Origin of the sequence: Bacillus timonensis, assembly GCF_004799755.1 — a bacterium.
Lineage (GTDB): Bacteria > Bacillota > Bacilli > Bacillales > Bacillaceae_L > Ferdinandcohnia > Ferdinandcohnia timonensis_A.
In genome coordinates, this window is record NZ_SLUB01000031.1 from 22,196 (window position 1) to 44,075 (window position 21,880).

The window sequence follows — 21,880 nt, forward strand, 5'->3', positions numbered from 1 at the left end:
TCTCACTTTCGCAAACGTGATTTATTACCTCCTATGTTAGCCGATTCTGACAAAATTGTACATTTTTTTTAACAATTTTCAGGTTAACACTATGGATGAACGAATAATTTTTCAGAAAGAAAAAGGACAGCACAGTGGCTATCCCCCTTCGATTATCATTTATCATTCTTTAAGTTAGCATGTGCTTTTTCAACTACCTCTTGTTCGGTCATAGGCAGTCTATTTTCACCAACATCAGTAGGTCCATTCCAACGTAAATGTAGTAAAAATTCGATATTTCCTTCTCCGCCTGTTATTGGTGAGTATGATAAATTGATGCAATCATACCCTTCCTTTAAGGAAAATTCAATAATATGCGTAAGTACCGCCTCATGGGTTTTCGGATCACGAACAATTCCCTTCTTACCGACCTGCTCTTTTCCCGCTTCAAATTGTGGTTTTACTAGAGCTACAACATCACTGTTTGGGACGAGAAGTGTTTTTAAAACAGGTAAAATCAACCTTAACGAGATAAATGAGACATCAATTGTAGCAAACTCCGGTAAACCACTTTGAAGGTCAGCCGGTGTAACATACCTAAAATTAGTCCGTTCCATGACGACGACACGTTCATCCTGGCGAAGCTTCCATGCTAACTGGTTATACCCCACGTCAAGAGCATATGATTTTTTGACGCCATTTTGAAGGGCACAATCGGTAAAGCCACCAGTGGAGGAACCAACATCAATCATGATTTTATCTTTAATGTTTAAATCAAAATCTTTTATCGCTTTCTCAAGCTTCAATCCACCTCTACTAACATAGGGAATAACATTTCCCTTAATAGTGAGAGGTATATCAATTTCTACTTTCTCTCCTGGCTTATCCAATCGTTCTTCATTAGAATAAACGAGACCAGCCATGATCGTACGTTTCGCTTTTTCTCTTGTTTCGATTAAGCCACGTTCAACTAATAAAACATCAAGTCTTTCTTTTTTTGTACCCATGCCTACACTCTTTTCTTCTTAGGTACGAGCTTTTGAACACGTTCAACCACATTCTCGGTTGTCATTCCAATTTCACGAAGTAGTTCATTCACGCTTCCATGCTCAATAAATTGATCCGGAATACCCATGCGATCGATCTTGGCATTCTGATAATCATGATCATTTGCAAATTCAAGAACTGCACTTCCAAATCCACCCATCAACACAGATTCCTCAATGGTTAATACAGGAAGATTTGAACCTAAAATTTGATGCATCATATCATTATCAAGTGGTTTTATAAAGCGAGCATTTACGACTCTAACTGAAATATCTTCTTTTTCGAGTAACTCTGCAGCCTCAAGAGCCATCGATATGGTTGTCCCAAACGTTAGGATTACGGCATCCGTGCCAGGCTTTAGAATCTCCCAAGAACCGATTGGAATAAGCTTAAGAACTTCATCCATTTCAACTCCAAGACCATTGCCTCTTGCATATCTTAAGGCAATCGGACCGTCATCATAATGAATGGCCGTATTCACCATATGTTGACCTTCATTCTCGTCCTTTGGCATCATAATAACCATATTAGGAATATGTCTTAAAAAAGCAATATCGAATACACCTTGATGTGTTTCTCCATCTGCTCCTACTAAACCAGAACGATCGATTCCAATGAATACATTCAGATTTTGACGGCACACATCGTGCACAACCTGGTCATATGCCCTTTGTAAAAAGGTCGAATATATCGCAAGAAACGGCTTCATACCTTGTGTAGCAAGACCAGCAGCCATTGTAGTTGCATGCTGTTCCGCAATGCCTACATCATACATACGCTCTGGAAATTCCTTCGCAAATTTTTCAAGCTTAGAACCTACAGGCATTGCAGGTGTAATCGCGACAATTCGCTTATCATCTTTCGCAAGCTTCCGAACGGTCTCACTAATGACTGCACTCCATGCTGGTGGTGCACTTTCCGGCTTTACAAAATCACCTGTTTCAATTTTATAAGGTCCTGTACCGTGCCAAGTACCAATTTTGTCAGTTTCAGCAGGAGTGTAACCTTTTCCTTTTTTCGTAATGACATGAACTAATACTGGTCCCTTTGTTTTCTTTGCATATTCAAGGGTTTCAAATAAATCCTCAAAATTATGCCCATCAATCGGACCTAAGTAGGTAAATCCTAGTTCTTCGAAAAAGACTCCTGATACAAGAAGATATTTAAGACTGTCTTTTACACGTTCAGCTGTTGCTGCAAGCTTTCCACCTACAGCTGGAATTCTCTTGAGTAAAAGCTCTAGCTCATCTTTTACCCAATTATATTTACCTGCAGTACGCAATCGTGCAAGGACAGAGTGAAGAGCACCAACGTTTGGAGCAATTGACATTTCATTGTCATTTAGAATTACAATCATGTCTTTCTTTTCGTGTCCGATATGATTTAACGCTTCCAATGCCATACCACCAGTTAAAGCACCATCGCCAATGATGGGGATGACAAATTCCTTTGTTCCTTTTACATCTCGGGCAACCGCCATTCCCATAGCTGCGGAAAGACTTGTTGAGCTATGTCCAGTTTCCCAAACGTCATGGTCACTTTCAATACGCTTCGGAAACCCACATAGCCCTTTATATTGACGTAATGTGTCAAATTCACAAGCCCGTCCGGTCAAAATTTTATGAACATAAGACTGGTGACCAACATCCCAAATCAATTTATCCTTAGGACTGTTAAACTCCCTATGTAAGGCAATTGTTAATTCAACCACACCAAGGTTAGGGCCAATATGACCACCAGTCTTTGATAGTTTCTCTATTAAAAATTGACGGATTTCCTGACTTAATTTATCCAATTCAGCTATTGACATATTTTTAAGGAACTTAGGGTCTTTAATACTTAGAAGATCCAAAGGTTTCACTCACTTTCATTTACTATTCAGCAGTCATATACTTTGATAAAGTATATTAATGATCTCTAGATGCGATTAGATTACACATATAGTCTAGTATATCATGTTTCATATCAACACTATATAAAAACCGTTTTGCTTCATCTATATGAAAGGTTAATTTTTCCTTTGCACCCTCAAGCGATAATAAAGCAGGATATGTATTTTTATGATTACCAGTATCACTGCCGACCGGTTTCCCAAGCACTACTTCAGTGCCCTCAATATCTAAAATATCATCACGGATTTGAAAGGCTAAGCCTAAATGATGCGCAAATTGTGTAAGCTTCTCTAGCTGTTCACTAGTAGCATCTGCAAGAATCGCTCCTGCAATAACACTGTATGCTAATAATTTTCCAGTTTTATGGTGATGAATGTATTCAAGTTCATCAAGATTCAAGACTGCTCCTTCACCTTCCATATCAGCAACCTGTCCTCCTACCATTCCTTCAGGTCCTGATGCCTTGGCTAACTCAGTCACGAGCAATAACTTTTTCTCAGGGGATATTTGGTCTCCCAAGGATTCAGAAACGATCTGAAAACTATACGTCAATAAGGCGTCCCCTGCTAAGATTGCAACCGCCTCCCCAAACACTTTATGATTGGTAGGTTTTCCTCGGCGAAGATCATCATCATCCATACTCGGTAAATCATCATGTATAAGTGAATACGTATGAATCATCTCAATTGCACACGCAGTCGGTAATCCGATACTCTCATCTTTTCCAAAGGAATGAAGCGTGCCTACTAGCAATAATGGGCGAATTCGTTTCCCACCTGCTTCAAGGGAATAGTGCATAGCATCCTTGATAATATTCGGAGCTGATAATTGTGAAATATACGTTGGGAGCTGTTCTTCAATATTTTTTTTTTGATTGTTTAAAAATTGCTCTACCTCAGTTCGTCCCACTATTATTCTTCCTCCTGAATCGTAAAAGGCTCAAGTTCGCCATCTTCACGCAAGATTTGCTCCATTTGCTTTTCAACATGCTGAAGCTTGTCATGACAAAGCTTTGAAAGCTTCATTCCATCCTGGAAATAAGTGATTGCTTTTTCTAAAGGGACATCCCCTTCTTCAAGTCGCTCAACAATTTGTTCAAGTTGCTCCATTGCTTCCTCAAAGGTTAATACCTTCTCTTCACTCATTTATTGTCTCTCCTCTATTTCAATTACTTCACAGTCAAAGGTACCGTCCGTAAGTTTTACCTTGACTACATTCCCCGCTTCGACTTGCTTTACACTTTTCACTAAATGTTGTTCTTGATCATATACGAGACTATAACCACGATCCATAATTTTTAATGGGCTTAATGCTTCAAGCTTAGCTACTTTTGATGAGAAAGCATATTCCTTTTGTTTTAGAATTTGTTTAAATTCTTTTACAAGCATTTTCGTATTATGATCTTGTTTTTGTCTAGCTTGAATAAGCTTTTCACTTGGATGGTTATGTTGCAGCCTAAGCTTTACCTTTTGAAATGCTTCTTGCTTACGAGAGATAGTCATAACTGCTGCTCTTTCTAAACTTTCTACTAAGCGGTCAAGTTGCTGCTCTTTTTGTTCATAAAGATTCTTTGGAAAACGAAAAGCATATGACTTTTTCAATCTATCTAATCGTTTTGAATCATTCACCAGTTTTTCCTTCATAGCACGCAATAAACGTGTATGTCTTACTAATAAACGTTCTGATAGCTCGGCCATGTGTGGAACAGCCAACTCCGCAGCCCCTGTTGGTGTAGGAGCACGTAAATCTGCGACAAAATCTGCAATCGTAATATCTGTCTCATGTCCTACTGCTGAAATAACCGGAACCTTTGACTGAAAAATCGCTCGTGCTACAATTTCCTCATTAAAGGCCCAAAGCTCTTCGATCGAACCACCACCACGTCCAACAATAAGAACATCAATATGCCCAAAATCATTCGCTTTTTGAATAGCTTGTACTACAGAAGGTCCTGCATTTACCCCTTGAACTAAGGCAGGAAAAACAATAACCTTTGCAATTGGAAATCGACGTCTAATCGTTGTGATTATATCTCGGATTGCAGCCCCTGTTGGGGATGTAACAATCCCAATATAATGCGGGATTTTAGGGATTGGCTTTTTATACTTTTGCGAAAAAAGCCCTTCTGCCTCAAGTCGCTTTTTCATTTCCTCATAGGCTAAGTATAAGTTCCCGATACCATCTGGCTGCATTTCTTTTACATAGAGCTGATAATTTCCGTTCGATTCAAAAACTGTTACCTCGCCGCGAAGTAATACTTTCATCCCATTTTCTGGAGTAAACTTCAAATCACGGTTATACCCAGCAAACATAACTGTTTGAATTCGTGCTTGTCCATCCTTAATCGTAAAATACATATGCCCACGACTATGCGCTTTAAAATTTGAGATTTCTCCCTTCACCCAAATATCCTGGAGGTGAGGGTCAGCATCAAACTTTCGCTTAATATACTTGGTTAGAGCTGTTACAGTTAAATAACGATTCTGATCCATTCTACCTAATCCCTACTTCCTTGAAAGAAGGGCAAAGTTCTTTGCAGATTGAACGGTATTATGCAGAAGCATTGTAATGGTCATTGGGCCAACCCCACCAGGTACCGGTGTAATATAGCTTGCTTTTTCCTTCGCCTCTTCAAACACAACGTCACCCACAAGCTTCCCGGTTGATTCAAGACGGTTTACGCCAACATCGATTACAACTGCACCTTCCTTAATATAATCACCAGGAAGAAAATTCGCCTTACCAACAGCCGCAACTAAGATATCCGCTTGAAGAGTCATTTCTTTTAAATTGGCCGTTCTCGAATGGCAATATGTAACAGTAGCATTTTCTTTAAGGAAGAGTTGACCAACAGGCTTTCCAACAATATTACTTCTCCCAACCACAACCACATGTTTGCCCTCAATTGAAATTTGCTTGGATTTCACCATTTCAATGATTCCAAACGGGGTACATGGAAGAAAAGCATCTTGTCCCGTCATCATTCGACCAATATTAATGGGATGGAAACCATCAACATCTTTTTCAGGTGAGATGCTTTCGATAACAGCTGTTTCATTAATTGAATTTGGCAATGGTAATTGAACAAGAATTCCATGGATAGATGGATCTTGATTCAAGCGATCAATTTCCCCAAGTAAAAATTCTTCTGTAATTGTTTCCGGATATTCAAGCATTAAGGAGTGGATACCCGTTTCCTTACATGCTTTGTCTTTCCCTTTTACATAAGATCTTGAGGCAGGGTCATTACCCACCAAGAGCACGGCTAAGCCTGGAACGATTCCTTCCTGAGATAATTTCTGAACTTCTAATGCGATTTCATTACGTTTTGTTTGCGCTAATTCTTTCCCACTTATAATCTCTGCTGCCAATTTTCAACTCTCCCTTTTTTACATTTTAATTTTTTATGGAATCAATTCTATTTTTAAAAAGTTAGGGTTACTTAACTAATGAGTCTTTTATTTTCGATAAAATGGCATTGACGAAACGACTAGAGCTATCATCCCCAAATTCTTTAGCAAGCTCAATTGCCTCATCAATACTAACCTTTATAGGGATTTCCTCCACGTATTTCATTTCAAAGACAGCAATACGTAAAATCGAGCGGTCTACATTTGCAAGTCTTTCGAGATTCCATTTTTCAAGATGCCCTCGTAATAAGTCATCAATTTCTTCCTTATGTTCGACAACTCCATGAACAAGTTGTTCCAAGAAAGGATCTAAAGACTCTTCTTCCAGTACACTTTCAATCGCTTCCTTTGGCTCACTTCCACTTACATCAATCTGAAATAACGATTGTAAAGCCTTTTGTCGTGCTGTACGTCTTTTCATTATATTTCTCCTTTATGTATAGTAAAGCTTATATTTACATTCTAATAACATGATAATATCATAAAATAATTTCAAAATAAAAACCAACCCTAATGTTGAAAAAAATTTAAAGCGCAAGCGCCTTGATTAGCCCCGACAAGCATAAGAAAAGCTGGCTAGAACGATGCCTTTTATCCTTCTTGACAGATTGGCTTATGACCTCGAGGGGCTAGGCGCTGAAGCTGGACTTGGATACACTCATTAAGATGAGTCCACAACAATAAATTTTATAATTTCCTAGAACACAAAAAATGCCTGATAGCGTTTGCCATCAGACAATTTTCCCCTTACATTTCTTCTTCAATTAATGCTTCCTGCTTTTGAGATTCAAATAAGACACCTACAACGTGGATATTTACCTCATTTGCATCTAAAGCTGTCATATTTAATAAAGCTTGTCGTACATTGTCTTGAATTTGACGAGCCACATTTGGAATCGAAACGCCAAAGTTCATGACACAGAATACATCAACAATAATACCTGTTTCTGTTAATTCGACTTTGACACCTTTTCCGTGATTTTTCTTTCCTAGCTTTTCAACCACTCCAGAAGCAAAATTACCTCTCATTTGTGCTACCCCTTCAACCTCTGAAGAAGCGATACCAGCAATCACTTCGATTACCTCTGGTGCAATCTCTACCTTACCAAGGCTGTTACTACCTTGATCCATTTCTAAAATATTCGTTTCCGCTGCCATCAGCAAGCACCTCCTACATTAGTTTACTACTTCATAACCTCGTATAATTCAAGAAATTTTGTATTGAAGTCCCCACCTATAAATTTTTCATGATTCATAAGCTTAAAATGGAATGGGATTGTCGTGTGTACACCTTCAATAACGAATTCACTGAGAGCGCGCTTCATTCTTGCAATCGCTTCTTCTCTTGTTGCCCCATATGTAATGAGCTTCGCAATCATTGAATCATAATATGGAGGTATTGAATAGCCAGGATATGCAGCAGAATCCACTCTTACCCCAAAACCACCAGGAGGTAAATACATTTCAATTTTTCCAGGAGAAGGCATGAAATTCTTCTCAGGATTCTCTGCATTGATTCGGCATTCAATTGCCCAACCATTAAAGGTTACATCACTTTGGGTTAATGAAAGCTCTTCTCCAGATGCAACGCGAATCATTTCTTTAATTAAGTCTACACCCGTTACCATCTCAGTTACGGGATGCTCCACTTGAATTCTCGTATTCATTTCCATGAAATAAAATTGATCATTAATATGATCATAAATGAATTCAATTGTTCCCGCACCTGAATAATCAACAGCTTTAGCCGCTTTAACAGCCGCCTCACCCATTTTTTGTCTTGTTGTTTCATTTAGAGCAGGTGATGGAGTTTCTTCAACAAGCTTTTGCAAACGTCGTTGAATCGAGCAATCTCTCTCTCCTAAATGTATCACATTTCCATAGTTATCGGCTAATACTTGAATTTCTACATGACGGAAATCTTGAATATATTTTTCAATATATACGCCAGGGTTACCAAAGGCAGTTGCTGCTTCTTGTTGAGTAATGTTAATTCCTTTAACGAGTTCCTCTTCATTCTTAGCCACTCGGATCCCTTTACCACCGCCACCAGCGGTAGCTTTGATAATAACTGGATAACCCATTTCATTGGCAAGTGCGATTGCTTCATCTGCATCTTTGATGATACCTTGGGAACCCGGCACGATTGGTACTCCCGCTTCTCTCATCGTTTCACGAGCTACATCCTTTGTCCCCATCTTGTTAATTGCTTCAGGACTTGGACCGATGAAAGTGAGGTTTACTTCACGACATAGCTCTGCGAAATCAGCATTTTCTGCTAAAAAGCCATATCCAGGATGAATTCCTTCACTCTCTGTCAGCTTTGCAACACTAATGATATTTGTAAAATTTAAATAGCTATCTTTTGAAGATTTAGGACCAATACAATAAGCCTCATCTGCTAATTGAACATGGAGTGATTCCCGGTCTGCCTCCGAAAAAACGGCTACCGTTTCAATTCCAAGTTCTTTACAAGCCCGAATAATACGAACTGCAATTTCTCCACGATTTGCTATTAATATCTTTTTTAACATAGGGTAAGCTCCTTACTTAATATGATGTTCAAAAAGTTGGTCGAATCAAATATAACAGATTAGTCTTTTGCTACCTCCTTTTTGAACAAGACTTTATGCTTTTACTAGGAATAATGGTTGGCCATACTCCACAAGCTGACCATTCTCAACTAAAATTTCAACGATTTCTCCATTCACTTCAGCTTCAATTTCGTTAAATAGCTTCATGGCTTCAACGATACAAACAACTGAATCTTCTTTTACTTTATCACCTTTTTTAACATAAGCATCAGCGTCTGGTGATGGAGAAGCATAGAATGTACCAACCATCGGAGATACGATTTTATGTAAATTTTCATCTGCTGCTGGTGCTGGTGAAGTTGCAACAGTTGCTGCTTGCTCTGTTTGTTGTTGTGCAGGTTGTACTGCAACCTGAGGTACTTCAGTCACAACGGGCGCAACTGGTTGTGCTTGTGCCTTGTTTTCAACTACTGTTTGAACAGTTGTTTCTTTATTTTTTTTCATTTTAATTTTTGAGCCTTCGCTCTCAAATGTAAACTCATCAATATTTGAATGATCAACTAACTTAATAAGCTCACGTAGCTCTTGGATTTTTAACATTCGGTTACACTCCTTGTGATTAAATAAAAATATATTTTCAAATGTAGGTCAGCATTTTATTGCTAGTATTAGTACCACATACTAATATGATACGATACTTAAAAGGTGCTTTTCAATATATTACAGAGATTTTTTATCGAAAACGTTATCATCTGTAAACAAATCATATCAAAACCTTCCCCAAATTTCATTTTTTTATAAAAAAATAAAAAGCACGGCATTTATACCGCGCTTTCGTTAACGATTATTTTTCTTTTTCACCCGTTACTTCGAATTGTACAGCAAGATTTTGAAGGTCACCTAACTCACTGCGTACAAGTCGTAAAATATCATTTGCTGCCTTTTTAGAGCTTTCCTTTGCTTTAACTGTAATCTTAATTTTGTCACCCTCTACGCGAACTAGAGCATCTTCGTAATTATTTCCTTTGATTAGCATTTCAATAATCTTTTCCTTTGTTTCGATATCATCAAGCTTCTTTAATTCATCATACGCTTTTAGCTTTTGATCCGCTGTAAGTTCTGTTGAAGCCGTTTGATCCTCTAGGTTACTTCTAACTTTACTGCGATATTCGTCAATTTCTAAACGTAACGCGGCAAACATATCATCACTTGCAACAGATGAAATGACATTGCCATCTTCATCCTCTTCAACAGTAACACTCGCACCGTCTTTATTTTCAGTAGACGTTTCTACATTATCTTTTTCATTGTCCTTTTGCTCGTCCTGCTCCACTGCTACGTTATTATTGTTGTTTTCAGGAGTTGTAATATAATAGACTGACAACACCACAACTAGACTTAACATTGTTAATAACCATACCGTTTGCTTTTTTAATAACATTTTATGAATCCCCCTTCGTTTTCCTTGGTACAACAGCTACTTTATGATTTGGAACATCAAATCCTTTTGTTACTGCCTCTACTACCATTTGTTTTATTTTTGCATTCTCAACACCTTTAGCGACGATTAGAACACTTCGAATATCAGGCTTTTCAATTTTCAAGACAATCGGTGTTTCTGAATCACCACTCCGGATGATGACAACTTGTTCATCGCTTGTTATATCCTCTACTTGTCGTTTTCCACCATCCCTGTCCTCCTCACTGGTGATTTGGCTTTGGGTTACGGTGTTCTTTTCAAGTATTTTCGTTTCAGTAGCATCTACGCTTACCGAAACTATCACATCCTCTACTCCAGCAATGGCTTCTAATGCCTCCTTGAGCTCGTTTTCATAACGATCCTCATATTTTGAAATTGCCATTGTCAGGTCATCCTTTTGCTGTCCAAACGCTGGCTCATCTTTTGCACTTACTTCTGATGATGAAGCTGGCATCACTGAAGATGTAGGTTTGTCACCAGAAAATAGATTACTAATTAACATAAAGGCTATTCCAACTGCTAATAAAAGTAAGAAATATTGGTTTTTTTTGTTTCCCTTTTTATCTGGTGGTCCATCCTTAGACCCGGAGAACATCCCTTTGATTGTATTCAACATTCCTTTGTTCTTATCCATCTACGACTCTTTCCCCCCTTCCACAGTGACTACGATTTTATCTGAGTCAATTTCCCATCTAGTAGATAATGATTTGGTGATTGCTTTGACGTTGGTTTGATCTACTTTTTTATACGCTGGTTCAGTCTGTTTGGAGGTATCAATCTCAACTGGTTTGACAACTGGGACATCATCAGGCTCGGCAGTCTCTTTTGATAACACCACCTCGATTGACTGAATGTCATCCAAAGTTACAGTTTCCTTAACGTCAACTGCACTCGAAAGGAATACATTTACTTTTTGAACAGTTAAATCATATTCGTTTTGCACCAACTCCTCTTCTACTTCAGTTTTCAATTGGACAGCCATCGTTTCTAAAATATATGCACGTTGTGAGGCTTGTATTTCTTTTTTCTTCAAATCTATTAAATTTTCTAGACTTTTTTCCGGTTGAACCGGTTTTAGATTCATATTTAACAAGGCTTGATCCAAATCAGTTTTAAAGAGTGAGAACAGCGGAGTAAGGATGATTAGGATTAACAATAGCCCCGTTACCATTTTCACGTATTTTTGCATGCTCGAGCTTGGCAAAAGCATGTCCACAATGGTAGCAAGTAAGATAAATAAAATAATATTTGTTATCCATTCAGCAATAAAACTCAGTGTCCTCACCTCCAAATAGAAACATTCCGCTTTTCTATCTAACCATTAAGGTCAGGTTTCCAGCTGCGACAATCACCGTGATACTTAGGAAAAACATCAATGACACGATTGCTAATGCTGCAAAAATATAAACAACGCTTTTACTGATGATATCTAAGCAAGCAATGACAGGTCCCCCGCCAAGTGGTTGTAAGAGCGCTGCTGCCAATTTATAAATAATCGCTAAAGATAACACTTTAATTGCCGGAAACACAGCAATTAATAAAAGAATGACGACCCCAAAAATTCCAACCGTATTTTTTAAAAGGACCGAAGCACTTATAACCGTATCGGTAGCATCTGTGAACATCCGCCCTATCACAGGTATAAAATTTCCGGTAATAAATTTTGCCGTCCGAATCGTTATCCCATCAGCAACGGCTGTCGTGGTACCCTGTACGGATATAACCCCAAGAAAAATGGTCAAGAACACACCAATGATTCCGATACTCGCATTTCTTAGTAACTGGGCAAGCTGCGTTACTTTGTATTGTTCACTCAAAGTACTTACGATGCTCAATAACGCTGCCATAAACAGTAATGGTAAAACGATGTATTGAATCAAAAGCCCACTTGTATTCATTAAAAATAAAATCAGTGGGTGGAACAATGCTGCTGAAGCGACTCCCCCAGATGACGCGACCAATGCTAGCAACAATGGCACAAGCGCTAAAATAAAATTAATCATCGATTGAATGGCTTCCTCGGTATACATGATTGCAACCCGGAAGCTATTTAATGCGATAATGATTAACACCATATATACAATCGCATAGGCCACCTTGCTGACTGCACTTTTCTCAAATGAATTTTGAAGGGTTTGTAAAAACATGCTAAAAATCGTAAGCATGATCAGTGTACTTAAAAGCTTTCCATTTGCTATTAACTCATGGAATACGAATTTGACGAGTCCAAGCAACCACTCCTTCAATGAGAGCTCCTTCTCGCCACGGATGAATTCTAGTAAACTACCCTTTTGGCTTTCAGGTAAATATCCACCATAGTCCGTTACTATCTCATCCCAGAATTGTTTTATTTCGTCGATTCCGAGAGTTTCTAACTGTTCCTCAACCTGATTTTGAATTTGATTGTCGATGATTTCTTGCTGTGAGGGTGATGCTTGTACAAATTGAGGTAATGAGAAAAAGAAAAGCAATAATGCTACGAAAGAAAAGATTTTACTACGGGTCACTCAACCACCCCCTTGGAAACCAGATTTAACTAGGTATAAGTCCAATAATTGTTTCTATTAAAACTGTTAAAATTGGTATCGCCATTGCTAAAATTAATATCTTTCCTCCGAGTTCAATCTTTGAGGCAATGGATCCTTGACCAGCATCCTTTGTAATTTGTGCTCCAAACTCTGCGATATAGGCAATTCCAATGATCTTAAGAATGGTTTCCACATAAACGGTGTTGACATTTGCATTTATGGCTACTTTTTCAAGCATCCGGATGATATCCGAAATTTCACCCACTAAAAAGAGAAAAATCACACAGCCAATAAACACAACAAGCATAAAGGCAAAGGTTGGTTTTTGTTCTTTTACAATGAGTGCCAGAAAGGTCCCGATTAGACCTAATCCAACGATTTGTATAATCTCAATGGCTCACCCCTCCTTACCCCTGAAAGAGAAATACAGCTTTAATCTTTTTAAAGAGGTCCTCTACGATTGTTGCAACCATAAAAAGGATATAGATGAAGCCCAACAAGGTTACCCACTGGGCATACTCTTTTTTACCCATCTGATCTAGGATTGTATGGAGAAAGGCAACCACAATTCCTACACCGGCTATTTGAAAAATAATATCCACATCCACTCCCATGCGTTTCTTCTCCCCCTAAATCAATAAAATGACTACTAATAATCCTGACAAAAAGCCCAGGCTTTTCACCATTTTTTCATAACGCAATTGTCTGTCTTTTGCTTCGCTTTCTTCTCGTTCAAGATGGGTAATAGCAAGTAAAATGTGTTTTTGTTGTGAGGTTCTGTCATGCTGTCCAAGCGTCTCACCAAACTGCTGAAGAATCTCAATTTCTCCTTGGTGAAAAGCTGTCAACTTGGACACCTCTTTCAGACTCTCATCCCAAGCTACCTTTACACTGACCTCTCCCGTTTGAAGCCGTTTTGCAAACCCCTCAAAAAAATAAGAAACCGGCTTTGGAATTTGTCTTGCAAGATGGGTAGCCACATCTATTAATGGGACATGTCCATACATGATTTCAGCCTCAAGTGATTGCAATGCTGTTTTTAGCATCCTCAACTGGCGCGGTCTTTCACTTAACTTGCGCGCAGCCTCAAATCCAGTCCATGTTGTTGCAAGTAATATTAAAATAGCTCCAATCATTTTTATCATTTATGTCACGCTCACTTTTGGTAAAAGTTCTTTGCCAGTTGGACCAAGAATGGCTTTAATAGTACCTGGCCCTTTTGTGCGTGATAGCTCTACAAACCTCTCGATTACCCCTGCGTTGATTATTTTTTCTAAAGACGGACGCTTCAGGAGGTCTGAAATATGATGACCATGTGCTGTAACAATCAAACTTACACCAGCATTTACAGCCTCCATGATCGCCTGACTGTCTTCATCTCTACCAATCTCGTCCACTATTAATACATCAGGACTCATCGACCTAATCATCATCATCATGCCTTCTGCCTTCGGACAGGCATCTAGAACATCAACCCTTGGTCCTAGGGACGCCTGTGGAACACCTTTTACACATCCGGCAATCTCGGAACGCTCATCCACAATTCCCACCTTCATTGCGGGAATCCGTCTTGTTTCAATACCTGTACTAATCATCCGGGCAAGGTCCCTTAATAATGTTGTTTTACCAGTTTGCGGTGGACCAATTAGGATCGTATTTTTCCAATATGAGTCATAGAGATATGGAGCAAGCGGTTCAGCGACACCGATTTTTTGTCTGGCAACCCGAATATTGAAGGAGGTAACATCGCGAATGGCTTTCACCATTCCACTTTCTGTAATGACCTTTCCAGCTAGTCCCACACGATGCCCACCCTGAATTGTCACATAGCCACGCTTCAGCTCTTCCTCAAGCGTATAAATCGAGTATTGCCCCAATTTGTTAAGGAGCTGCATGGCATCTTCACTTGTCACGATATAGTTGTGGAAAATCGGGATTCCACTCTCAATAATTTCTAGAGGTCTTGATACCCTAATTCGGATTTCTTCCATTTTTTCTTTGCGTGCTGGAGGATACTTAGCTAGTAGATTAGCAATTGATTTCGGTAAAACGTCGACGATCTCTTTCATATAGTAAACTCCTCATCTAAACTCTCATAATTCAATGTATGCTAGCTTGGACACATTATGCCTACACATGTGATTTCTAGCGAAAGATTCCATACAAAATAAATGCAACTCCGAGCCCTATGAATAAAAGCTTTGAATAAGACAACTGATCAGCCAATCCGATAAGTCCAATCGACATTGTTGCAATCAAAATAAGCGGCCCCACAATTGCGAGCATCGCATTGACGGCTAGTGCTTTTTTCACATCATTAAAAGTTAGCATTAGAATGGCCGCCGTGATTTCTAAGCATCCAGATATGATCCTCAGTCCAGCCATTGTTAAAACCGTTGAATCAAACACCGATAATAATCGTTTCATTGAAGTCCCCACCCAATAATTTTCTTTTGTACAACCTATGCTTGTTCACTGATTTTCAGAAGAGGAAATTTTATGGGGGGAGGGAGAGTAATGATGTTTGCGGGTTTTCTTTGGACTAGGTTTTGGCATTTGTGGTGTTTGCAGGTTAGTGGTTTCCTAGGTTTTTCCATTTACGAACCTCTTTTTGATGTTGCGGGTTTGAATTCGCCTAATTTTATCCATTCACGGACCTCTTTTTAGTGTTTACGGGTTTGTATTCTCCTAAATTTATCCATTTACGAACCTCTTTTTAGTGTTTACGGGTTTGTATTCTCCTAAATTTATCCATTTGCGAACCTCTTTTTGATGTTTGCAGGTTTGTATTTTCCTAAATTTATCCATTTATGAACCTTTTTCTTATGTTTGCAGGTCGGCATTCTCCTAATATTACCCATTTATGAACCTCTTTCTTATGTTTGCAGGTCGGCATTCTCCTAATATTATCCATTTATGAACCTCTTTCTTATGTTTGCAGGTCGGCATTCTCCTAATATTATCCATTTACGAACCTCTTTCTTATGTTTGCAGGTCGGCATTCTCCTGATTTTTTCTATTTGCGAAACTCTTTTTAGTGTTTACGGGTTTGTATTCTCCTAAATTTATCCATATACGAACCTCTTTCTTATGTTTGCAGGTCGGCATTCTCCTGTTTTTTTCTATTTGCGAAACTCTTTTTAGTGTTTACGGGTTTAGATTCCCCTAATTTTATCCATATACAAACCTCTTTTTGTATTTGCAATCAAAAAAAAGAACCCACCAAAAATGGTGAGTCCTAAAAAAACCTCAATATTGATTACGCACGTGAAATGTAAGATCCTTCAGTTGTGTTGATGATTAGCACATCGCCTTCATTAATGAAGAAAGGAACTTGTACGATTAATCCTGTTTCAAGAGTTGCAGGTTTAGAACCGCCAGAAGCTGTATCTCCTTTGATACCAGGCTCTGTTTCAACAACCTTAAGCTCAACAGTATTTGGGAGCTCGACTCCAAGTGTTTCACTTTGGAACATCATAATGTGAACTTCCATATTTTCTTTCAAGAACTTTAATTCATACTCAATTGCAGATGCTGGTAATTCGATTTGCTCATAGGATTCATTGTCCATGAATACATGTGAATCACCATTCGCATATAAATACTGCATTCTGCGGTTTTCGATTTGCGCTTTGGCTACTTTTTCACCAGCACGGAATGTTTTTTCTTGAACTGCACCTGTACGAAGGTTACGAAGCTTTGAACGTACGAACGCAGCTCCTTTACCAGGCTTAACGTGTTGGAAATCCATTACTCTCCAGATTCCACCGTCTACCTCAATTGTTAAACCTGTACGAAAATCGTTAACTGAAATCATATACTATTTCCTCCTAATCCAATTCCGACAAAACTTTTGCCTATAGAATAATTAATTCCTTTTTAGAGAACGTAAGAGTTTCGTTGCCGTCTTTTCTAACAACAAGATCATCTTCAATTCTCACGCCACCAAGTCCTGCTATGTAAATTCCTGGTTCACAGGTTACAATCATTCCAGGCTCAAGTACATTTTCCGATCTGAATGATAGTCCTGGTTGCTCATGAACTTCCATACCTAATCCGTGTCCAGTAGAATGACCAAAGAATTCACCATAGCCTTTTTCTGCAATGTAATCACGGGTTAGAGCATCAGCTTCTTTTCCTGTAATGCCAGCCTTGATTCCTGCCATACCACGAAGTTGAGCTTCTAAAACTACATCATATATGTTTTTTAATTCATTGCTAGGAGTCCCAACAGCAACGGTACGTGTGATATCTGAGCAATATCCTTTATAATAGGCACCATAATCAAGAGTGACAAAATCACCTTTCTCAATCACTTTGTCGCTTGCTACGCCATGTGGTAAGGCAGAGCGATAACCGGATGCAACAATTGTGTCGAATGAAGATGAAGTAGCTCCCTGCTTACGCATAAAGAATTCTAACTCAGTGGAAACTTCAATTTCTGTAAGACCAGGACGAATGACATCTAAGATATGTGTAAAGGCGGCGTCAGCTATCTCCGCAGCTTCCTTTAATATCTTAATCTCTGACTCTGTCTTAATCAAGCGTAACTTTTCAATTGCACCTGAAACCGGGACAAGTTCAGCTTTCACTTCTGTGTCGTATGCTGTAAATGTCGCATAAGAAAGGTCTTCTTGCTCAAATCCAAGCTTTTTGATTCCCATTTTTTCAGCTTGTTTTGCAACCTCTTCAATGATTGGACCCGAATGTTGAACAATTTCAAATTCCTTTATTTGTTCATTGGCTTGCTCGACATAGCGAAAATCTGTAATAAATACGGCTGCATTTTCAGAAATGAGTGCAACTCCAGCTGTACCGGTGAAATTTGTTATGTAACGTCTGTTGTAGCTATTCGTAACTACTAACCCATCGATTCCAAAGCCAGAAAAACTTTCGCGCAATTTTTCTAATTTACTCATCTAGTTTTCCCCCTAAGTACTCTAATACATAAAACTCCCTTAAAAATAGAATGTTCGAACAAGAACATTCTATCATAATTTCCCCTCATTCACCTACTCATTTGTTGAGACCGCGTGTCTTTCGCCCCTCATTTCATTTTCCTCAAATGAAATCGAGTATCCAATAAAGACACCATATAGAATATAAAAGCATATAGTAGTAATAACTGTATTACGCTCTAGTTCTGCAACGGTTTTAATATCCGGAAAGATCGGATTAAACACATAAAAAACAATAAGCCATAAGACAATGCCAAATATGGCACCGACCCACATGGACTGAAATTTTTTTAGAAAAGCATAATATAAAAGTGCTACACCGATTGAGATAAGACCAATCACCAAAATCCCAATAAACTGACCTAACATATGATTTTTCCAATCACCAAGGATCCATGGCTTTAGGATAAGATTAGGGCTCAGTTCAGTAAAATGAAAAACATACGTAAAATAGGACAGCAAACTCCAAAAAATGCCTCCGAACAAACCTATAACAACAACCTTACCGATTAAAGACATTTCACCATCATGTTTGTTTTGTTCAAGTTCCGGATTCTTTTTTTCAGCATCTACCACAGGTCAACACCTCCATTCGGTAGTATGTCCATAACCTTTTTTATCTATTTGAAAAAATTCATGGAAAAATGTGTAGCAATGGAAATTGCTGGGTACAATAGTAAATGTTTATGAATAATTTATACATTTTCTTAATAAATGATGTCGTTAACATAGAGGTTTATTAGCATATCTTGTAGAATATATATAGAAGAAGTACTTATTTTTTGAAAAATATCTATTCATTAAATGAAATATACGAGCAACAACGTTATTGATTTTTAATACAATATAAGGATAGTTTTCAGGAGGTGTATCTCATGAATCGTCGTAAATCAAATATAGTCGTAATGATTTTACTAGGATTAGGTGCACTTGGATTTGTCTACACTCTTTTCACTCGTCCAGGTTCATTACTCGTGCAAGCAGGCATGATTTTCCTATTCATAGGAATAATCTATCTACTATATAAATTTGTGATTAGTCGACGAATGGGAGGAAAAGAACATTCCGCTTATTTACGCGCAGCTAAACAATCAAGAAAGCGATTTAAATCTGGAAGTCAGAGAAAGTCCCAAACGTTGGGAATGGGTAATAAGAAACATACGACAGCCGCTACAAAACGATCGACTGTATCGCCTATTCATAAAAAGCGAAAAACAAACCCAACCCACCTAACTGTAATTGAAGGAAAAAAGGGAAAAAAGAAGAACCGAGCACTATTTTAGGCTTTATTCAGCACAGACTGAATAAAGTTTTTTTGATTCTTCTTTTATTTATTCAGTTAATAACTCCACGTTCGTAAAAAAGATTCGGCACGGGTTTTACCTTGCTGAATAAGCTCTTGCTTTTTTTCATCCGTTAGTCCAAATTCTGTCGTCAACCCGCTTTCAATCGGGATAAAAATGATATTCTTTTCATGTCGACGTGAAATATACCGTGCATCATGGGCATTTTTCATGGTTTCGAAAAGGGCTCCAAACATATCGATGGCATTATGAATTTTATTTTGTTTTTGCTGCTGGCTGTTCCCACTTAGCTTGATTCCGAGGACAGGTCGTTTTTTCAGCATTTTTTCCTCATCAAACAGCCAGATAGGAAAGTTTGATAATACCCCGCCATCCACAACGATTGTATTACCTTGATAATCTTTTAACCGGACTGGCTCAAAAAAGTAAGGCAGGCTGCAGCTCATCCGAACCGCTTTTGCTACCGGAAAAGATGCTGGATGGATGCCATAGCGCTCTAAGTCATCAGGTAACACAATGATTCTCCCATTGGTTAAGTCGGAAGCAATAATCCTTAAACGGCCAGGAGGGAGGTTTTGAAAGGTGACAACACCCTTTGCGCGGAGTTTTTGATAGATCCATTTCTCTAACATATCGCCTTTATATAAGCCAAGCCGCCAATATAAAAGAAGCCATTTAGCTAAGGGTGTAGGTAAAAGGGCTTTTCGTTGATCTAAAAAGTCACCGAGGTCTAATTCTTCCATAAGATCAATAATCTCACTACTTGTGTATCCCGCTGCGATTAAGGCGGCAATGAGGGAACCTGCACTAGTTCCGGCCATTCTTTTAAAGGCTAATCCTCTTTCTTCGATTGCTTGGTATGCGCCAATTAACGCAAATCCTTTAATACCCCCACCCGAAAAAACGCCATCGATTAACATAGAACCCCTCCCCATCCCCCACTATTTAAGCAAGGGCGTTCTGCTGAAATGTTAAAGCAATGCCTTTATACATTTTTAATCACAATGCTAGGGATTTAGTACGAATGAATATTTTGGAGCATAAAAAAAGAAGGAATCGATTTGATTCCCTCTTCATGTTTAGAATTACAATCCACATTTAAGTTGTGCACCACAGTTTGTGCATGTGTTACATCCACCAAGGTCTTCGACTGTCCCTTGACGACAAACTGGGCAAGTGTCACCCACTTCTGAACCAATTGTTACATCTGTTTGACGTAAGTCAATGATTGTATCCATGAGTACGACACGGCTTTTTGGTTTTTCTTCTTCTTGAGTTGTCACTTCTGTATCTTCAAAAGTATTCTCTTCAGCTTTTAATGTAAGAACTTGAGCGTCGCGGCTTCCATCAACGTAAACTGTACCACCTTTTGCTCCGCCTTTGTATAGGCGCTCGTATACAGCTTCTACTTGTGATACTGTATAGCCTTTCGGTGCGTTAACAGTTTTACTGATGGAGCTGTCAATCCAGCGCTGGATGACACATTGTACGTCAGCATGCGCTTCTGGTGAAAGTTCCATTGCAGAAACGAACCACTTTGGAAGGTTGTTTGGATCTGCTTCTGGGTGTTGCTCTAGATATTCTTGAACAATATCTGCTTTTACTTCAATAAACTTACCTAAGCGTCCACTTCTGAAATAGGAGAATGAGAAGTAAGGTTCTAAACCTGTTGAGACGCCAACCATTGTTCCTGTGCTCACGTTTGTTACTCTCTATTTTCAATAGAGGGTGGGACTATTATTACCCACTCCATATGTCGCCATATGGGTCAGACTATATCACCAACCAGCTAATTCTTTTTACTATGTCTCTTTCGATGACATGGATATTCACATAAGCTTACCAAATTTGAAAGTTTGTTAGCAGATTTCCAATCCCCATCGAATTCACGAAATGGAATTATGTGATGAATTGAAAGCTCGTGTCCAAGTTGTAACTCTGTTCTCCCACAATCCTGACAAGTAAAATTGTCTCTCTTTCTTGCCTTTCTACGTTGGGCTCTCCAGTTTGGACCATAATAATCGATATCGCCACCCTGCCAAGTGGCACTATTTGAACCAGAAAATGCCTTGGATCTTTCGTAATATTCGGCCATACATTTTTCATTACAAAAGTTCCAATTTTTAATAATTGAAGGTTTTCTTTCAATCTTTTTTCCACAATTTGTACAGAAAACAACAATTCGTTTCCTATATTGGATTCTCCCTCTATCCCCATTCGCTTTACCTAAACAATTCATTGAACAAAACTTAGAAGTGTTTTCTCTTGATTTAATTACATTATAAGTTTTGCCACATCCCATACAAGTTTTCTCCACTTGATTAACAAGATGTTAATTAATTGTGGACCCTATTTTTCTTTGATGTTCATATTTACATTCTTTGTTGCAATAATTTTTATCAAAGATACTAGATGGCTTTCTTTGCAATTCATTTCCACAATTGTCACAATGAATTAGTTTCTTTTTACTTAAATGGCTAAATGCGATTGGGTTTTTAGATTGATATTCACCTTTACATTTTCTAGAACAATACTTTTTCCTTTCAAATTGGCTTGGCTTAACATATATATCCTTGTTACAGTTAAGACATTTCTTAAACATCTACTACACCTTCTTAGAGATTTGTTTGACTCTAAGATGTAATTGACACTGGTTGCTCGGCATGTAGTCGTTGAGGGGGCAGCCACGCCTTCCCTGCGGATTGTCTGCACCTTTTGATTTTTACTCTTAATGTGTTGGCGCACGAG

General features: G+C 38.5%; 26 protein-coding genes and 1 pseudogene. 1 reads left to right on the forward strand and 26 read right to left on the reverse strand.

Translation table 11 applies throughout. The features are described 5' to 3' along the window. Nucleotides 1–155: 155 nt before the first annotated feature. From E1I69_RS15550 to E1I69_RS15655, 22 genes are all read right to left on the reverse strand, one after another. Nucleotides 156–986: a TlyA family RNA methyltransferase gene (locus E1I69_RS15550; RefSeq protein WP_136380488.1), complete on the reverse strand. Its 831-nt coding sequence runs from the start codon at nt 984–986 to the stop codon at nt 156–158. Between the two features lie 2 nt (nt 987–988). Beyond that, nucleotides 989–2,878 carry a 1-deoxy-D-xylulose-5-phosphate synthase gene (gene dxs, locus E1I69_RS15555; protein ID WP_136380489.1) on the reverse strand — a complete coding sequence of 630 codons (1,890 nt, stop codon included), beginning with the start codon at nt 2,876–2,878 and terminating at the stop codon, nt 989–991. Between the two features lie 55 nt (nt 2,879–2,933). Further along, nucleotides 2,934–3,827: a polyprenyl synthetase family protein gene (locus E1I69_RS15560; RefSeq protein WP_136380490.1), complete on the reverse strand. Its 894-nt coding sequence runs from the start codon at nt 3,825–3,827 to the stop codon at nt 2,934–2,936. 2 nt (nt 3,828–3,829) lie between these two features. Further along, nucleotides 3,830–4,063 (reverse strand): exodeoxyribonuclease VII small subunit, encoded by a 234-nt coding sequence (locus tag E1I69_RS15565; protein ID WP_116352515.1) that lies wholly within the window; start codon nt 4,061–4,063, stop codon nt 3,830–3,832. Beyond that, nucleotides 4,064–5,410: an exodeoxyribonuclease VII large subunit gene (gene xseA / locus E1I69_RS15570; RefSeq protein WP_136380491.1), complete on the reverse strand. Its 1,347-nt coding sequence runs from the start codon at nt 5,408–5,410 to the stop codon at nt 4,064–4,066. Nucleotides 5,411–5,422: 12 nt separating this feature from the next. After that, nucleotides 5,423–6,289, reverse strand: coding sequence for a bifunctional methylenetetrahydrofolate dehydrogenase/methenyltetrahydrofolate cyclohydrolase FolD (gene folD, locus E1I69_RS15575; protein ID WP_136380492.1), 867 nt, complete (start codon nt 6,287–6,289; stop codon nt 5,423–5,425). Nucleotides 6,290–6,356: 67 nt separating this feature from the next. Then, nucleotides 6,357–6,749, reverse strand: a complete 393-nt coding sequence (gene nusB, locus E1I69_RS15580; RefSeq protein ID WP_136380493.1) for a transcription antitermination factor NusB — start codon at nt 6,747–6,749, stop codon at nt 6,357–6,359. 326 nt (nt 6,750–7,075) lie between these two features. Next, nucleotides 7,076–7,486, reverse strand: coding sequence for an Asp23/Gls24 family envelope stress response protein (locus tag E1I69_RS15585; protein WP_116352519.1), 411 nt, complete (start codon nt 7,484–7,486; stop codon nt 7,076–7,078). Between the two features lie 26 nt (nt 7,487–7,512). After that, nucleotides 7,513–8,862 carry an acetyl-CoA carboxylase biotin carboxylase subunit gene (gene accC, locus E1I69_RS15590; RefSeq protein ID WP_136380494.1) on the reverse strand — a complete coding sequence of 450 codons (1,350 nt, stop codon included), beginning with the start codon at nt 8,860–8,862 and terminating at the stop codon, nt 7,513–7,515. Nucleotides 8,863–8,955: 93 nt separating this feature from the next. Further along, nucleotides 8,956–9,462 carry an acetyl-CoA carboxylase biotin carboxyl carrier protein gene (gene accB / locus E1I69_RS15595; protein WP_136380495.1) on the reverse strand — a complete coding sequence of 169 codons (507 nt, stop codon included), beginning with the start codon at nt 9,460–9,462 and terminating at the stop codon, nt 8,956–8,958. 244 nt (nt 9,463–9,706) lie between these two features. Further along, the gene (locus E1I69_RS15600) at nt 9,707–10,303 is read right to left on the reverse strand and encodes a SpoIIIAH-like family protein (protein ID WP_136380496.1); all 597 of its coding nucleotides are present in this window, start codon (nt 10,301–10,303) and stop codon (nt 9,707–9,709) included. A 1-nt stretch (nt 10,304) separates the two neighbouring features. Next, nucleotides 10,305–10,976 (reverse strand): stage III sporulation protein AG, encoded by a 672-nt coding sequence (gene spoIIIAG, locus E1I69_RS15605; RefSeq protein WP_136380497.1) that lies wholly within the window; start codon nt 10,974–10,976, stop codon nt 10,305–10,307. Continuing rightward, a complete protein-coding gene (gene spoIIIAF, locus E1I69_RS15610; protein ID WP_242634614.1) occupies nt 10,977–11,627 on the reverse strand; it encodes a stage III sporulation protein AF in 651 nt (216 codons plus the stop codon). A gap of 25 nt (nt 11,628–11,652) precedes the next feature. Then, complete coding sequence (gene spoIIIAE / locus E1I69_RS15615; RefSeq protein ID WP_136380498.1) at nt 11,653–12,849, reverse strand: stage III sporulation protein AE; 1,197 nt, start codon at nt 12,847–12,849, stop codon at nt 11,653–11,655. A gap of 25 nt (nt 12,850–12,874) precedes the next feature. Continuing rightward, entirely contained in the window at nt 12,875–13,264 is a 390-nt protein-coding gene (spoIIIAD, locus tag E1I69_RS15620; protein ID WP_083849220.1) for a stage III sporulation protein AD, read from the reverse strand. Between the two features lie 13 nt (nt 13,265–13,277). Then, nucleotides 13,278–13,484: a stage III sporulation protein AC gene (gene spoIIIAC / locus E1I69_RS15625; protein WP_136380499.1), complete on the reverse strand. Its 207-nt coding sequence runs from the start codon at nt 13,482–13,484 to the stop codon at nt 13,278–13,280. A 15-nt stretch (nt 13,485–13,499) separates the two neighbouring features. Further along, a complete protein-coding gene (gene spoIIIAB / locus E1I69_RS15630; protein WP_136380500.1) occupies nt 13,500–14,015 on the reverse strand; it encodes a stage III sporulation protein SpoIIIAB in 516 nt (171 codons plus the stop codon). Continuing rightward, nucleotides 14,016–14,939: a stage III sporulation protein AA gene (spoIIIAA, locus tag E1I69_RS15635; protein WP_136380501.1), complete on the reverse strand. Its 924-nt coding sequence runs from the start codon at nt 14,937–14,939 to the stop codon at nt 14,016–14,018. A gap of 76 nt (nt 14,940–15,015) precedes the next feature. Continuing rightward, a complete protein-coding gene (locus E1I69_RS15640; protein WP_116352528.1) occupies nt 15,016–15,297 on the reverse strand; it encodes a YqhV family protein in 282 nt (93 codons plus the stop codon). Between the two features lie 832 nt (nt 15,298–16,129). Then, entirely contained in the window at nt 16,130–16,687 is a 558-nt protein-coding gene (efp, locus tag E1I69_RS15645) for an elongation factor P (protein WP_136380502.1), read from the reverse strand. A 40-nt stretch (nt 16,688–16,727) separates the two neighbouring features. Beyond that, nucleotides 16,728–17,789, reverse strand: coding sequence for a M24 family metallopeptidase (locus tag E1I69_RS15650; RefSeq protein ID WP_136380503.1), 1,062 nt, complete (start codon nt 17,787–17,789; stop codon nt 16,728–16,730). A gap of 93 nt (nt 17,790–17,882) precedes the next feature. Then, complete coding sequence (locus E1I69_RS15655) at nt 17,883–18,404, reverse strand: YqhR family membrane protein (RefSeq protein ID WP_136380504.1); 522 nt, start codon at nt 18,402–18,404, stop codon at nt 17,883–17,885. Between the two features lie 299 nt (nt 18,405–18,703). Here E1I69_RS15655 and E1I69_RS15660 point away from each other — a divergent pair, with 299 nt between their 5' ends. Further along, a complete protein-coding gene (locus E1I69_RS15660) occupies nt 18,704–19,111 on the forward strand; it encodes an SA1362 family protein (protein ID WP_136380505.1) in 408 nt (135 codons plus the stop codon). A gap of 56 nt (nt 19,112–19,167) precedes the next feature. Here the strand turns inward: E1I69_RS15660 and E1I69_RS15665 are convergent, their stop codons facing one another. The 4 genes and pseudogenes from E1I69_RS15665 to E1I69_RS25015 all read right to left on the reverse strand — a co-directional run bounded on the left by E1I69_RS15665 (nt 19,168) and on the right by E1I69_RS25015 (nt 21,310). Further along, entirely contained in the window at nt 19,168–20,052 is an 885-nt protein-coding gene (locus E1I69_RS15665) for a patatin-like phospholipase family protein (RefSeq protein WP_136380506.1), read from the reverse strand. Between the two features lie 165 nt (nt 20,053–20,217). Then, a pseudogene (locus E1I69_RS15670) lies at nt 20,218–20,829 on the reverse strand (vitamin B12-dependent ribonucleotide reductase); the annotation flags it as partial. Between the two features lie 92 nt (nt 20,830–20,921). Beyond that, complete coding sequence (locus tag E1I69_RS25520) at nt 20,922–21,044, reverse strand: HNH endonuclease (protein ID WP_431731888.1); 123 nt, start codon at nt 21,042–21,044, stop codon at nt 20,922–20,924. Further along, nucleotides 21,032–21,310 (reverse strand): hypothetical protein, encoded by a 279-nt coding sequence (locus E1I69_RS25015; protein WP_242634613.1) that lies wholly within the window; start codon nt 21,308–21,310, stop codon nt 21,032–21,034. Before E1I69_RS25015 ends, E1I69_RS25520 begins: the two co-directional genes overlap by 13 nt. Nucleotides 21,311–21,880: the final 570 nt, after the last annotated feature.

What these genes read in the sequence shown, in the direction of transcription:
- accB (WP_136380495.1), bottom strand. Translation starts at nt 9,462, where the DNA reads ATGTTAAAAATCCAAGAGCTACGTGAGCTTATTAAGTTAGTTGATCAT.
- spoIIIAG (WP_136380497.1), bottom strand. Translation starts at nt 10,976, where the DNA reads ATGGATAAGAACAAAGGAATGTTGAATACAATCAAAGGGATGTTCTCC.
- E1I69_RS15565 (WP_116352515.1), bottom strand. Translation starts at nt 4,063, where the DNA reads ATGAGTGAAGAGAAGGTATTAACCTTTGAGGAAGCAATGGAGCAACTT.
- spoIIIAC (WP_136380499.1), bottom strand. Translation starts at nt 13,484, where the DNA reads ATGGGAGTGGATGTGGATATTATTTTTCAAATAGCCGGTGTAGGAATT.
- spoIIIAB (WP_136380500.1), bottom strand. Translation starts at nt 14,015, where the DNA reads ATGATAAAAATGATTGGAGCTATTTTAATATTACTTGCAACAACATGG.
- spoIIIAA (WP_136380501.1), bottom strand. Translation starts at nt 14,939, where the DNA reads ATGAAAGAGATCGTCGACGTTTTACCGAAATCAATTGCTAATCTACTA.
- xseA (WP_136380491.1), bottom strand. Translation starts at nt 5,410, where the DNA reads ATGGATCAGAATCGTTATTTAACTGTAACAGCTCTAACCAAGTATATT.
- E1I69_RS15660 (WP_136380505.1), top strand. Translation starts at nt 18,704, where the DNA reads ATGAATCGTCGTAAATCAAATATAGTCGTAATGATTTTACTAGGATTA.
- E1I69_RS15665 (WP_136380506.1), bottom strand. Translation starts at nt 20,052, where the DNA reads ATGTTAATCGATGGCGTTTTTTCGGGTGGGGGTATTAAAGGATTTGCG.
- E1I69_RS15600 (WP_136380496.1), bottom strand. Translation starts at nt 10,303, where the DNA reads ATGTTATTAAAAAAGCAAACGGTATGGTTATTAACAATGTTAAGTCTA.
- E1I69_RS15585 (WP_116352519.1), bottom strand. Translation starts at nt 7,486, where the DNA reads ATGGCAGCGGAAACGAATATTTTAGAAATGGATCAAGGTAGTAACAGC.
- efp (WP_136380502.1), bottom strand. Translation starts at nt 16,687, where the DNA reads ATGATTTCAGTTAACGATTTTCGTACAGGTTTAACAATTGAGGTAGAC.
- nusB (WP_136380493.1), bottom strand. Translation starts at nt 6,749, where the DNA reads ATGAAAAGACGTACAGCACGACAAAAGGCTTTACAATCGTTATTTCAG.
- E1I69_RS15650 (WP_136380503.1), bottom strand. Translation starts at nt 17,789, where the DNA reads ATGAGTAAATTAGAAAAATTGCGCGAAAGTTTTTCTGGCTTTGGAATC.
- E1I69_RS15640 (WP_116352528.1), bottom strand. Translation starts at nt 15,297, where the DNA reads ATGAAACGATTATTATCGGTGTTTGATTCAACGGTTTTAACAATGGCT.
- accC (WP_136380494.1), bottom strand. Translation starts at nt 8,862, where the DNA reads ATGTTAAAAAAGATATTAATAGCAAATCGTGGAGAAATTGCAGTTCGT.
- E1I69_RS15550 (WP_136380488.1), bottom strand. Translation starts at nt 986, where the DNA reads ATGGGTACAAAAAAAGAAAGACTTGATGTTTTATTAGTTGAACGTGGC.